Source organism: Mesorhizobium japonicum MAFF 303099, assembly GCF_000009625.1.
Lineage (GTDB): Bacteria > Pseudomonadota > Alphaproteobacteria > Rhizobiales > Rhizobiaceae > Mesorhizobium > Mesorhizobium japonicum.
The window spans coordinates 98,258-110,836 of the sequence record NC_002682.1; the positions used below are offsets into that span (position 1 = coordinate 98,258).

Annotated in this window: 11 protein-coding genes; 4 read left to right on the plus strand and 7 right to left on the minus strand. The window is 60.1% G+C overall.

Annotated elements, in window-relative coordinates:
- Nucleotides 1-10: 10 nt before the first annotated feature.
- Genes coxB through MAFF_RS00560 form a run of 3 tightly spaced genes read right to left on the minus strand, consistent with a single transcriptional unit; the run spans nt 11 to nt 4,010 of the window.
- Nucleotides 11-1,003: a cytochrome c oxidase subunit II gene (gene coxB, locus MAFF_RS00550; RefSeq protein WP_010916155.1), complete on the minus strand. Its 993-nt coding sequence runs from the start codon at nt 1,001-1,003 to the stop codon at nt 11-13.
- Nucleotides 1,000-1,593: a c-type cytochrome gene (locus MAFF_RS00555; protein WP_425280317.1), complete on the minus strand. Its 594-nt coding sequence runs from the start codon at nt 1,591-1,593 to the stop codon at nt 1,000-1,002. Before MAFF_RS00555 ends, coxB begins: the two co-directional genes overlap by 4 nt.
- Before the next feature lie 23 nt (nt 1,594-1,616).
- Nucleotides 1,617-4,010: an FdhF/YdeP family oxidoreductase gene (locus MAFF_RS00560; protein WP_010916153.1), complete on the minus strand. Its 2,394-nt coding sequence runs from the start codon at nt 4,008-4,010 to the stop codon at nt 1,617-1,619.
- Nucleotides 4,011-4,416: 406 nt separating this feature from the next.
- Here MAFF_RS00560 and MAFF_RS00565 point away from each other — a divergent pair, with 406 nt between their 5' ends.
- Both MAFF_RS00565 and MAFF_RS00570 read left to right on the plus strand, forming a co-directional pair.
- Nucleotides 4,417-4,629 (plus strand): hypothetical protein, encoded by a 213-nt coding sequence (locus MAFF_RS00565; protein ID WP_044547272.1) that lies wholly within the window; start codon nt 4,417-4,419, stop codon nt 4,627-4,629.
- 522 nt (nt 4,630-5,151) lie between these two features.
- Nucleotides 5,152-5,598: a pyridoxamine 5'-phosphate oxidase family protein gene (locus MAFF_RS00570; RefSeq protein WP_044547274.1), complete on the plus strand. Its 447-nt coding sequence runs from the start codon at nt 5,152-5,154 to the stop codon at nt 5,596-5,598.
- Between the two features lie 388 nt (nt 5,599-5,986).
- Here MAFF_RS00570 and MAFF_RS00575 read toward each other — a convergent pair whose 3' ends face one another.
- Genes MAFF_RS00575 through MAFF_RS00585 form a run of 3 tightly spaced genes read right to left on the minus strand, consistent with a single transcriptional unit; the run spans nt 5,987 to nt 10,823 of the window.
- A complete protein-coding gene (locus MAFF_RS00575; RefSeq protein ID WP_010916150.1) occupies nt 5,987-7,531 on the minus strand; it encodes a SpoVR family protein in 1,545 nt (514 codons plus the stop codon).
- Between the two features lie 12 nt (nt 7,532-7,543).
- The gene (locus MAFF_RS00580) at nt 7,544-8,854 is read right to left on the minus strand and encodes a YeaH/YhbH family protein (RefSeq protein WP_010916149.1); all 1,311 of its coding nucleotides are present in this window, start codon (nt 8,852-8,854) and stop codon (nt 7,544-7,546) included.
- Between the two features lie 19 nt (nt 8,855-8,873).
- Complete coding sequence (locus MAFF_RS00585) at nt 8,874-10,823, minus strand: PrkA family serine protein kinase (RefSeq protein ID WP_010916148.1); 1,950 nt, start codon at nt 10,821-10,823, stop codon at nt 8,874-8,876.
- A 551-nt stretch (nt 10,824-11,374) separates the two neighbouring features.
- Here MAFF_RS00585 and MAFF_RS00590 point away from each other — a divergent pair.
- Nucleotides 11,375-11,602 (plus strand): hypothetical protein, encoded by a 228-nt coding sequence (locus MAFF_RS00590; RefSeq protein ID WP_044547275.1) that lies wholly within the window; start codon nt 11,375-11,377, stop codon nt 11,600-11,602.
- Between the two features lie 78 nt (nt 11,603-11,680).
- Here MAFF_RS00590 and MAFF_RS00595 read toward each other — a convergent pair whose 3' ends face one another.
- The gene (locus tag MAFF_RS00595) at nt 11,681-11,926 is read right to left on the minus strand and encodes a resolvase (protein ID WP_244420556.1); all 246 of its coding nucleotides are present in this window, start codon (nt 11,924-11,926) and stop codon (nt 11,681-11,683) included.
- A 365-nt stretch (nt 11,927-12,291) separates the two neighbouring features.
- Here MAFF_RS00595 and MAFF_RS38890 point away from each other — a divergent pair, with 365 nt between their 5' ends.
- Entirely contained in the window at nt 12,292-12,567 is a 276-nt protein-coding gene (locus MAFF_RS38890; protein WP_157865841.1) for a hypothetical protein, read from the plus strand.
- Nucleotides 12,568-12,579: the final 12 nt, after the last annotated feature.

Consider the following 12,579-nt stretch of genomic DNA (forward strand, 5'->3'; position numbering starts at 1 on the left):
GCTGCTGCACTCATTTGAGACTATCCATATAGGCGCAGATATTCTGGAGCTCGATGCTGGTCAGCGGGACCATCGGCATATTGTTCCCCGGCTTCAGCGTCTGCGGGTCTGCAATCCAGGCCGCCAGCGAACCGCGCGTGGTCTCCAGCAATCCGGCGGCGATTGTCTGACGACTGCCGATATGCGTGAGGTCGGGTCCCGTCGTACCGGTGGCTTGCGTTCCTCGGATCGTATGGCAGGCCGCACAGGGCTTTGCCAGAAAGGCCGCCTGCCCCGAGGCGGCATCGGGATCGGCCGGCATCTTCGCATCGGCGCGCTGTGATGTGATCCAGCGCGCGTAATCGGCCGGAGCCTCCGCGACGACCATAACCGCCATATGACTATGCTGCAGGCCGCAGAATTCGGCGCATTGCCCGCGATAGATGCCAGGCTTTTCCGCCCGAAGCAGCAAATCGTTTGGTCGACCCGGAACGAGATCCTGCTTCCCGGCCAGACTGGGAACCCAGAACGAATGGATGACGTCCGTGCTTTCAAGCTGAAGCCGGACATCTTGACCGACGGGGATATGGATTTCGTTGGCGGTCTGGAAGGTGGGCGTGCCGTCGGAACCGGCGTAGATGACCTGCCACCACCATTGCTGTGCTCTCACGGTGATCGTCAGGGCAGCACTTTGCGGGACCCCCATGCTGCGGGTGGTGTAGAAGCTGGCGATTGTCATGCCGGCGATAATGGCCACCGTCACCGCGACTGCGGCCGAGACTGTCATTGTGAGCCGACCTTCGGATGTCTGGCCTTCCGTCTCGGCCCGACGCCCCCGCCTGAGCGCCAGGGCAAGCATGACCATCACCAGCAACCAGATCACTCCGGACAGGACAACTATCCCGACGATCAGATGCTCGACATGGACGGCGGGAGCCCCGTAGGGGTTAAGCGCAGACTGGCTACCACTGCAGCCTGACACCAGAACACCAGTCGACAACAGACCAATGCGAGGGGCTCTCACGGCGAAGGTCCCTGATCTGGATGGACACCCGCCGGGCCCTCATCGAAGAGAATCTTCGCAGGGCCGCGGTTCTCGGCCGGGCGGGTCTGCTTGTCATCGTTGCGGCTAGGCGCCGCTGTCTTCGGGGTATAGGAGCCGATCGTCTGGACATAACCCGCAAGCTGCCAGATCTGCTCGATGGTCATGCGGTCGTGAAAGGCGGGCATGCCATGCGGGCGGCCATCACGGATCGAGGCGACGATGGAGACCATTTCAGGACCATACAGCCACCAGCCGTCAAGGAAGGAGGGGCCGACACCGCCGCGCCCATCTCCATGGCATGTCGAGCACCCGAACCAGGCGTAAAGGCGCTTGCCTTGGCTCAGATTATAAGCGTCCGTTTCATAAAGCTTGCCCTGCGCAAAATAACTCTCTGGCGGTGTTCCGCTAATCGCATTGGGCATGAGCCGAAATTGATCGAGATCGGCCGCAACGGGGGGATCCGTGCGAAGCTCCCTGGCCTGCCGAAACCAGCCCAACCAGGCACCGACACCGATCAGCAGAAACGCGGCCGCCACGAATGCCCGGTTTGGGTTTCTTGTGTCTTTCAAGGGGCCCTCAGCCCATAAGTTGGTTAGCCATCGGGATTAATGCTCGATCGGGTAAGGCGCACTGGCAGAAGTTTATAGGAAGGTGTTTTTGCCTTCGGGTCATGGTGAGCGAAAGGGAATAGCGGGTTTGCCTCGGGGTAATACGCCGCACAGCATCCCTTCGGAATGTTGTACTGCACGATCCTCAGGTTAGTGACTTTGCGAATGTTGTTATCGTCGATCGCCGTCGTCACGTCGATGTGCTCGCCATCGACGAAGCCCAGCCGGCTAATATCCTCGCCGTTCATGAACACGACCCGACGGGTGCCTTCAACGCCCCGAAATCGATCGCTGTAGCCGTAGATCGTGGTGTTGAACTGGTCGTTGGATCGCAGTGTCGAAAGATGCAGGACGTCGGCTCTCCCCGATGTGGAGAACTCCGGAAACAATCTGTGCGGCGTGATGAAGTTGGCCTTTCCCGTTTTCGTCACCCACTTGCGTTCTCGCGCGGGCACAGGCCTGGCAAATCCGCCAGGTTGAAAAAGCCGCTTGTTGAAGTCCTTGAACGTCTCCGGGTACGTGCGCTCGATGGCGTCTCGTATCTGCGCATAGTTCCCGACCCAGGCGTCCCACGGAACCTTCGTTTCTCCGAGCGTAGCCTTCGCGATGCCAGCAACGATGGCAGGTTCGGAGAGAAGCTCGGCGCCGGCCGGTTTTGCCTTGCCGCGAGAGCCATGGAAATGAGCAATGGAACTTTCAATCGACACCGCCTGGGGACCGCTTGCCTGCTGATCGACTTCAATGCGCCCAAGGCACGGCAGCAGATAGGCGACCTCACCGTGCAGAACATGGCTGCGATTGAGCTTTGTCGCGATCTGCACGCTCAGATGCAGCTTGCGCCATCCCTCTTCCATTGCGGCCGTGTCGGGTATGGCTTTCAGGAAATTCCCGCCCAGGCTGATGAACGCGCGGCACTGGCCGTTGACAATCGCTTCGCAGGTTTCGACCGTCGAGCGGCCCGTCCATGTCGGCGGCTCAAAGCCGTAGAGCTGGGAAAGCTTGTCCAGCGGCGCCAGCCCGGGTTTCTCGGTGATCCCGACGGTGCGCTGGCCCTGCACGTTGGAATGGCCCCGCACGGCGCAGATATTTGCTCCGGGCTTGCCGATATTGCCGCGCAGCAGCGCCAGGTTGCAGACCATGTGAACGTTCTCGACACCCATGAGGTGCTGCGTCAGGCCCATGCCGTAAACCATCATCACGGCGCTGGCGTTCGCGTAGGTCGTGGCAGCCTGCATCATCTCCGCGCGGCTCAGCCCCGAGACGCGTTCGAGTTCGTCCCACTGATGGGCTCGCGCGGCCTGAGCAAATTCCTCAAAACCAGTGGTGTGTTCATGGATAAAATCGTGATCGAGCACGTGCTTGTTGTCTGCCGAGGCCATCGAGGCCGCAAAGGCGACCATCGCGGCATTGTCCTGGTCCTTCGGCTTCCCATCCTGCCCCGCCACGCGGCTTGCGCCTGATGCCTTGAGGGCATCGTCAGCTTCAATTAGCGCCTTGCATACCCCGAACAGTGCCGCGATATCGCCCCCGCTCCTGACCTGATAATATTCCGACGAGATCTTTGTCTCTTTCCCGGTCAGCATCTGTGGCGACTGCGGATTGACAAAGCGCTCCAGGCCCCGTTCGCGCAGCAGGTTGAAGGTGACGATCTTGACGCCCCGGTTGACGGCATCCTGGAGATCATGAAGCATCCGAGGCGACGAGGTTCCGACGTTCTGCGCGATGTAGAAAATGCAGTCGGTGTTCTCAAAATCGGACAGGATCGCCGTCCCGACGGATGAACCGATGCTTTCCGGGAGCGCCACGGAGGAACCCTCGTGACACATGTTGGAGCTGTCAGGCAAATTGTTGCTGCCGTACATGCGCGCGAACAGCTGGTACATGTAGCTGGTCTCAAGCGAGGCACGGCCGGATGTGTAGAGATCAACCTGATGAGGATCGAGGGAACGCAACTCTCTCCCAATCTCATCAAAGGCATCGGACCAGGCGACCGGAATGTATTTGTCGCTGGCTGCATCCCAACGCATGGGATGCGTCAAGCGGCCTTGTTCCTCCAGGTCGTGATCGGACCAGGTCTCCAGTTCGCTCAGCGTGTGATTGGCAAAAAATGCCGGACCGGCTCGACGCGACGTCGTCTCCCACGCTGTGGCCTTGGCGCCATTTTCGCAGAACTCAAGCGGATGTGGCTGAGCGGGCTTTGCCCAGGCGCAGCTGACGCACATATACCCTTCAGGCTTGTTCTGGGTCGAAAGGAGCTTTGGGTCCCGCAAGAGGACATGTTCTCTCGCGATAATCGCTGCGACGGACTTCGCCGACCCCCAGCCGCCAGCGGGTCCCTCATATGGTCGGATGGTTGGGGACCGTGTCTTTGACGTCATTTCCGCCTCGCTCGCGTAGCCGAGGCCCGCGTTCGGCCTCGCTTCACTGGCGCGTCACGACCTCATTCGTGGACGTGCCGAACGTCCAATCGCCGGCCAGTCAGTCTTGCCCGGCAATATAGAACTTGGCACCTGTCGGACGGTTCCACGGATGACGCCATCTCTTCGGCGCCGCGCTTGGCGAGGGACCAGGCCAGGTTCCTGATTGCTCAAAAGTGAAGTGCGGGGGAGTGGCGGCACTTCGGGATCGGTCTTGACCTCGAGGACGACCGGGCCATCGGATGCGAGGGCTTCGTCCCAGGCTCCGCCAGAGCGAAACGGACCCCAACTGACAGCGGCCCGCTATAGACCGGCCCAGCGACAGGGCGCATAGTTTGGCGTTCGGCGGACTGGGAGCGTTGTAACAATGGTCTACACAGTGATTTGGTACGATAAGCAGGGCGTAGTTGAAATGACGCCCTTGGATGCAGAGAAAGAGGCCAGGGAGCACGCCCAGGCGTCGTTCGCCGCTCGACAGCAGGATGATGGCGTCGTGGCGGTGGAAGTTCGCAAACCTGACGGTACAGTTGTCTTTAGCCAAGCGGGTGGAAGCAGCGGCGGTGTAGACGGCGGCAGCTGAGAGGTTCCGAGTGCTGCCGGCGCAACGCTTAAAGCTCCCAGCAGTAGCGCGCCCTTGTTCCTGGCACGACCTTGCGAGGGCGAAGCTTGCGCCAACTGCTGGCTAGCCTTTCGTGCTCTTCAACGCCGCGCTCACCGACGGTCCGATAGGTTCGAAGAAGCTCGCCAGCACACAACTGTCCCGTGCCCATAGTGGCCGGAATCTCATCGCGGCCGTCCTTATTTTCAGCTCACAGATAGTCTCCGCCAGATTGTTCGTCTCGATCTCGTCGAGCACTAGGTATCGATAAGGTGTCGCCGCGGTTTTGCTCGGGGCTCAATGGGAAGCGATGGGCCGAAACCAGTCCCGGAAGCCTTAGAATGTCATGCAGGTGGCGATCATACCAAGCATTGCACTTCGCCTCCCTCGACAGGATTGGTTAGCACGGCAAAGGCATGTCGGCTCAGTTAGCGCAATTTGATCCACGTCATAGCGAGCTCAGCTGCCAAGGGTGTGAAATGTAACAGGATAGAGGGTCGCATCATGCTGGTCCGCACGCTCTCTACTTTGGAATGCACGAAATTGCTGGCTGCCAATCGTGTCGGCCATTTGGCATGCGCTAAGGACGGACAACCCTACGTCGTCTGCTTCAACTACGCCTACGCCGACAGTCACCTCTACGCGTTCTCTTTACCGGGCAAGAAGATCGACTGGATGCGTGCCAACCCCTCGGTGTGCGCCCACGTTGTCGAACACACCCAGGGACGCGGATGGAAAAGCGTGATTGTCGACGGCCGCTTCGAAGAACTGCCTGACCAGATCGGTCACAAGCTTCAGCGCGATCACGCATGGTCAGTGTTGAGCAAGCACGGGGACTGGTGGGAGCCCGGTGCGCTCAAGCCTGTGATCCCACCCGTGTCAGATAGCTTGCCACACGTCTTCTTCCGGATTCTCGTAGAAGAGATGTCTGGCCGGGAAGCAAGTGAGTAGGCTCCGCCAGGCGTGTGGCCGGTCGCACGGGACCAGAATTGCGCGGGCGCGGTCCGTTTTCGACGGACCAAGCCCGCCCCCAACTCGGGCAAGTTTCTCTCTACCTCGAGTGTCCGCCGCCCGAATAATGATGCGGCAACAACGCTCCGCTCACGACACCTGTGCCTCAACGACATTATTCTCGCCCCTCCCTATTGGCCAGCCCAGCCGGAATATCCCCGGCCAGCAGCTCTCCTTCGGGAGCAGTCCACCGTCCTCGAGCGCCTCGAAATCCGGCAGCTGGGCCCAGCGTGTCGAGCCCCGAACTGCTGCAGAAAAGTCTTCGTCGTCACATAAGTCTGTTCGGATGTTCAGGGGATGGCCGGCCGGCGAGTGGCGGCCTCTGATCTCAAATTTCCTTTGTCGAGCGTTCGCTGAGCATCGCACCGGTTTCAGCATCCAGTGCCACCATGCTGACCTCGTAGCCCCAAAGGTTTCGGATATGGCGCAAGGTCGCGTCGCGGCTTGCGCCCTCGAGCATGATGCCATTCTTTACCGTGTGCTGAAGCCTCAGACGCCGATCGCCCAGGAGATCGACGTCAATCACTTGGATGTCGGGCCGGCTCGCCCCCACGTCGTAGCTTTGAGCGAGCGCTGACCGTATCTTGGCGTAGCCACGCTCGTTGTGGATCGAGGCCACTTCGTAGTGCGGCTCGTCGGCGCTGTCGGCCAGCATGAATAGCCGCCACTTCCGGATGAGCGTCGGGCTCAGATATTGGCGGACGAAGGATTCGTCGCGGTGGTTGGCCCAGGCATCGAGCAAAGTATCGCGCCAGTCGCCGCGGCCGGCTATGTCTGGGAACCAGTCGCGGTCCTCTGCGGTCGGCGCGGTGGAGATGCGCTGGATATCCTGCATCATGTCCAGACCCAGCGCATAGGGATTGATGCGGGAATAGCGCGGGTCGTCATAGGCCGGCTGGAAGACGGCGTTCGAGTGGTTGCGCAAGATCTCGAGCATGGCGCCTTCGCTGATGCGGCAACGGTCGAAAAGCGTGTTCATGAGCGTGTAATGCACGAAAGTGGCGCAGCCTTCGTTCATCACCTGGGTTTGCTGCTGCGGATAAAAATACTGCGCAATGATGCGAACGATCCGGATTATCTCGCGCTGCCAGGGCTCAAGAACGAGGCTGTTCTTCTCGAGGAAATAGAGCAGGTTTTCCTCGGGAAGTTTGAGCGATTTCTTCCGCTCTGCAAGGATTTCGTCGGTGGCTTCCGGCTTGCTTTTTCCCGGCGAGGGCGGCAGCGTTCGCAAGAGATCGTTGAAGGAACGCTCCTCGTATTCGAGGCGCTCGCGCAGCCCTTCGCGCTGCTGTTCCGATGACAGCTTCGGCGGCCGCCGGTAACGGAAGACGCCTTGCTCCATCAGCGCGTGGGCGGAATCCAAAATCGCCTCCACTGCGGTCAGGCCGTGCCGTTCCTCACATCGGGCTATGTAGCTCTTGGCAAAATCGAGATAGCTCAGGATGCCGCCAGCATCCGTCCATTGGCGGAAGAGATGATTGTTCTTGAAGAAATGGTTGTGGCCCAGCGCTGCGTGCGCGATCACCAGGGCCTGCAGAGCCATGGTGTTCTCTTCCATCAAGTAGACGATGCAGGGACTGGAATTGATGACCAGTTCGTGGGCCAAGCCGCGAGCGCCCTTGCGGTAGAGAAGTTCGTCGTAGAGGAAACGTTTGCCGAACGACCAATGCCGATACATCAGCGGCATGCCCACCGATGAATAGGCGTCGAGCATCTGCTCGGAAGAGATGACCTCCATCTGAACCGGATAGATGTCGAGACCAAGCTTTTCGAGGCCCAGCGCCTCGATCTCGTCGTAGACTCGCGCCAGTTTCGCAAAATTCCAGTCCGACCCGGAAAACAGCAGTTCGGACTTGCGCGCCTGACTGACCATTTCCGAAGTCCCTCACGCGCTCTTGCGTAGATCAGGCTGCCTGGCGAAGAGCTGGCGGAAAACCGGATAAATGTCGGCCGGGGCGGCAATGCGCCTCATCTGGAAGTTCGGCCATTTGCCGTCGACGGCGTTATAGGCGCGCCAGAGCGATGTCCCGTTCTCGGTCGCGCCGAAAATGTGACTTTCCCGCTCGTCGATGATTTCCACATAGGCGAAATATTGGCAAAGCCGCATAAGCTTGCGGTCGAGCAGCTCTATGCAGCGCTCGGAGTCGCCGGCGAAGTTGTCGCCGTCGGAGGCCTGGGCGGCATAGATGTTCCATTCGGCGACGGGATAGCGCTGCTCGATGATGCGGTGCATTTCCTCAAGCGCGGTGGAGACGACGGTGCCGCCGCTTTCAGTGTGGTAGAAGAAGGTATGTTCGTCCACCTCCTTGGCCAAATGGGTGTGGCGAATAAAGACAATGTCGGTGCGTTCATAGCGCCGTGTCAGGAAGAGGTGCAGTAGCACAAAGAAGCGTTTGGCCAGATCCTTCTCGCGCTCTCCCATCGATCCCGAGACGTCCATCAGGCAGAACATGACCGCGTTCGCATTGGGCAGAGGCTGGGGATCGAAGCGATTGAAACGGATGTCGACCGGATCGACATAGGCAATTCGCTTGCGCCGGCGCTCGAGCCGGTCAAGCGCCTCGCGCAGGGCGGCGATGCGTTCGCGCACTAGGGCGCTTGCCGGCTTGGCTTCCAGCTCGGCAATCTGGCGGGCGATCGCGTCGAGCTCCGCCTGTTTGGGGCGCCTGAGCGCGATGCGCCGCCCGTGGCTGTTTCGCATCGTGCGTCCGACATTTATGTTGGTCGGCGCCCCGCTTGCCGCGAAACCTGCCCGTCTCGGCTTGAAGCTCAGTACCTGCTTGAGGTTGAGCTTGACCAGATCGGGTAGCTCTAGATCCTCGAAGAAAAGGTCGAGCACTTCCTCGCGCGACAGCACGAAACGAAAGTCGTCTTCGGATTCGGTGGTTCCCGCGGCCGAACCGTAGCCTCCGCCGCCGCCCGGCTTGGGGATAAGATCACCAGAGCTGAATGTCCGGTTGCCGGGCAGGATGTGCTGACGCCGGCCGCTTTCCTTGTCGTCGCCGAAGGTCGGTTCGCCGGTGCCTTTGCGAGGGATCGGCACCACATGCTCGCGGTCAAGTTCGGCGATGCCGCCGGCGCGGACCTTGTCGCGGATGCTGCGCTTGAGCTCTTCGCGCGCGCGTCTTAGAAAGCGCTGGCGATTGCCAAGGCTCTTGTCCTTCGGATTCAGGCGGCGGTCGATGAAGATCGGCATGGCACCGTTCGGGCGTCGCTCAACCCGCCTTGTTCACGCGCATGTACCAGTCGACCAGCCGGCGGACCTGCCGCTGCGTATAGCCGCGCTCCACCATCCGCTGCACGAATTCGTTGTGCCGCTTCTCCGTGACGCTGTCCTGCTTGGAGCCGAAGCTGATCACCGGCAGAAGGTCCTCGACTTGGCCGAACATGCGCTTCTCGATGACCTCGCGAAGCTTTTCATAACTCGTCCAGGACGGGTTGCGGCCATTGTTGCGCGCGCGGGCGCGCAAGGTGAATTTGACCACTTCGTTGCGGAAGTCCTTGGGATTGGCGATGCCGGCGGGTTTTTCGACCTGCGACAATTCCTTGTCCAGGACGTCGCGATTGAGGATCTGCCCCGTATCGGAATCCTTGTAGTCCTGATCCTCGATCCAGGCATCGGCGTAGGCGATGTAGCGGTCAAAAAGGTTTTGACCGTATTCGCCATAGGATTCCAGATACGCTTTCTGGATCTCGTGACCGATGAACTCGGCATAGCGCGTTGCGAGTTCCGACTTGATGAACTCGAGATAGGCGGCTTCCGTCTCCTTCGGGAATTGCTCGCGCTTGATCGCCTCCTCGAGGATGTACATCAGATGCACGGGGTCGGCGGCGACCTCCTTGGTGTCGTAGTTGAAGGTCTGCGACAGGATCTTGAAGGCGAAGCGCGTGCTGACGCCGGTCATGCCTTCGTCGACGCCGGCGGCATCGCGATATTCCTGGACCGACTTCGCCTTCGGGTCGATCTCCTTGAGGTTCTCGCCGTTATAGGCGCGCATCTTGGTGTAGAGCGGCGAATTTTCGTGCTTGGCAAGGCGGGTCGAGACGGTGAAGCGGCTGAGAATGTCCAGCACTTCGGGCGCGCAGGGGCTGTTCGCCAGCTCGCTTTCGCGCAGCAGCTTCTCGTAGATTTGCCTTTCTTCGGTGACGCGAAGGCAATAGGGAACCTTGACCACGAGAATGCGGTCGAGGAAGGCCTCATTGTTCTTGTTGTTCTTGAATTGCTGCCATTCCGATTCGTTGGAATGGGCAACGACGATGCCCTGGTAGGGGAAGGCGCCGAAATTCTCGGTGCCGTTGTAGCTGCCTTCCTGGGTCGCCGTCAGCAGCGGGTGCAGCACCTTGATGGGCGCCTTGAACATCTCGACGAATTCGAGCAGGCCCTGCGTCGTCCGGTTCAGGCCGCCGCTGTAGGAATAGGCATCCGGATCGGACTGGCTGAAGTTCTCCAACTGCCTGATGTCAACCTTGCCGACCAGCGCCGAGACGTCCTGATTGTTCTCATCGCCGGGCTCCGTCTTGGCTATGGAAATCTGGCGGAGCCGTGACGGCAACAGCTTGACGACGCTGAATTTGGAGATGTCGCCGGACAGTTCGTCCAGACGCTTGGCCGCCCAGGGCGAGATCAGTCCGTTCAGGCGGCGGCGAGCTATGCCGTATTTGTCTTCCAGCAGATCGCCCATGCGGTCGGGATGGAAAAGGCCGAGCGGCGATTCGAAGACCGGGCTGATCTGGTTGCCGACCTTGAGCGTGTAGATCGGGCGCTGCTCCATTAGCTTCTTCAGCCGTTCGGCGAGCGAGGATTTGCCGCCGCCGACCGGGCCTAGAAGGTAGAGGATCTGCTTGCGCTCCTCGAGGCCTTGCGAGGCGTAGCGGAAATATCCGGCAATGCGCTCGATCGTGTCTTCCATTCCGTAGAAGTCGGAAAAGGAGGGATACACTTTGACGGTGCGGTTGGAGAAAATGCGGCCGAGCCGCTCGTCCTTGCTGGTATCAACCAGGTTTGGATCGCCGATTGCCTCGACCATGCGTTCCGGGGCCGAGGCATACATGGACTTGTCCTCGCGGCAGGCTAACAGATATTGCTGGAGGCTGATCTCTTCCTGGGCCGCGTTGGAATAAATCTCCGAAAACAGATCGAAGACGTCTGATTGATTCTCGCGCATGATGCCTTGCCTCGACAGGCTGCCAATCGGCTCATCCCCCTATTTAACTGCCGGAATGCATTGTGGTTCCCTTCCCGTGAAGGAGCGCGCATGCAATCCGGGATCGACCTCGGGAGACGCCCGACTCGGTCGAAAAATGCTCCAGCGCGTCCCAGCACCTGTCAGCATGGCGATTTTATGGATCAAAGGCACCGCGGGAGGCGACCTGCTGAGCTTCGACTGATTGGTAGGCGCCAATCTCGTTCCCTTGCAAACGCGTGTCGACGGGTGGAAAGACACGTTTGCCGGCCCACAAAGGTTGACCTGTTCCAGGCCCAAGCGCCCGGGTGGCCAAAAAAGAACGTTAACCCAGTCTCGCAGCTTTAGGAGCCCGCGCGGTCCTTTTCAGCTATTCAAACCCCGTATATTCCACCGGTGATCGTGTGGAGAGCCGGCTTTGTCGCTAAAACGGCGCCGGCATGCGTCCTCGCAAGGACCGTCCTTCGTTCGCATGTTCCTTATATTAGCAAGAGCGCATACCTTTGCCGTGCGGCGCCTAGAGCGGAGACCAAATGGGCGGCTATAAGGCCTGGCATGATGCTATTCACGACCATCAGGTCGAAAGTTTCGCTTCGGAGAACGGTTTGGCTGCGGACCTGGTCTGGGAGTTGATCCTAAAACACGGCAACAGCCGCAAGGCCGTGATCAAAGCTGCGCAGGGTTTAAAACGTGATGCCAGGCAACACCCCAGCCGAGGCGAGGCCGCCACTGACGATGAGCGTGGGCCGACGAAAGCATAGTCGGCTAGCCCCGAAAAAAGCCCCAAGTCGGCTAGGCCCGGCAGCCACCGCGAGCGAGCCCGCTGCCCCCGCGGCTCGTTATAGGCAGTTTGTCGCCCTCAGGATGGTGTTCCAACTCTGGCCCTTCCGAAGCATGGCTATGATGGTGGCCTCGGGCCGGCCCCTCACGCGCCCCTCGGCCTTCGCCGTTGCGATTCCCTGAGCCTGCCTGCGACGCGGGTCGTCGTAGTCCTTGCGGGCGATGGCGGCGAGCATGTCGAGCAACATCCCATTGATCGCATCGAACATCCGCCCGGTGAAGGCGTCCTCGGTCTTCAGCATCATGTGCAAAGTCGGCAAGTCCAATGCCACGACCTTGACCACTCGGTCCTTGATCTCGCGCTTGAGCTGGTCCCAGTCCTTGTCCGAGAGGCGGCGGGAGGGAAGGTCAGCCTTCTGGCAACAGGATTTCCAACCGATGCACGATCACGGCACGTCCCAGAGGAGTTTGCGCGCGAACATTGCGGATGTGCGTGTCGGTCTGATGGACATCGCGCATCGGATAGTGAGAACGCATCCTTCATTCACCGCGACGGAGCTAATCGGCATCGCGTTCGACAGCTTGTTTCGCCAGATCGGTGCCGAGCAGGCACTGGCGACACCCGAAGGCCGGCAGGTGCTGGCACCGTTTGCGATAAGATTGGAGCACGATGAGCGGAATGCCTGTCGGCGCGGTCGTCCACTGGAACACGGTCTATTTCGACTGGGCGGTCACAGAACTCAAACGAGCGGCAAGTACTTTCGAACGACCGGTCGCCGAGTTCGCTACGCTCATAGAAGAAGACTGCGCGTTTGAGTTTGTGCGCTGCCTGGCTCTTGTTGAGGCCGGCTTGGCAGCGCGGGCGGTGAATGCGGTCAATCACTCATGCCCGCGAAAGCTGGTGCCTGCGCGCGTGGGGGAACTATCGACGCATATGCACCGTTAAGACGACTGCCAG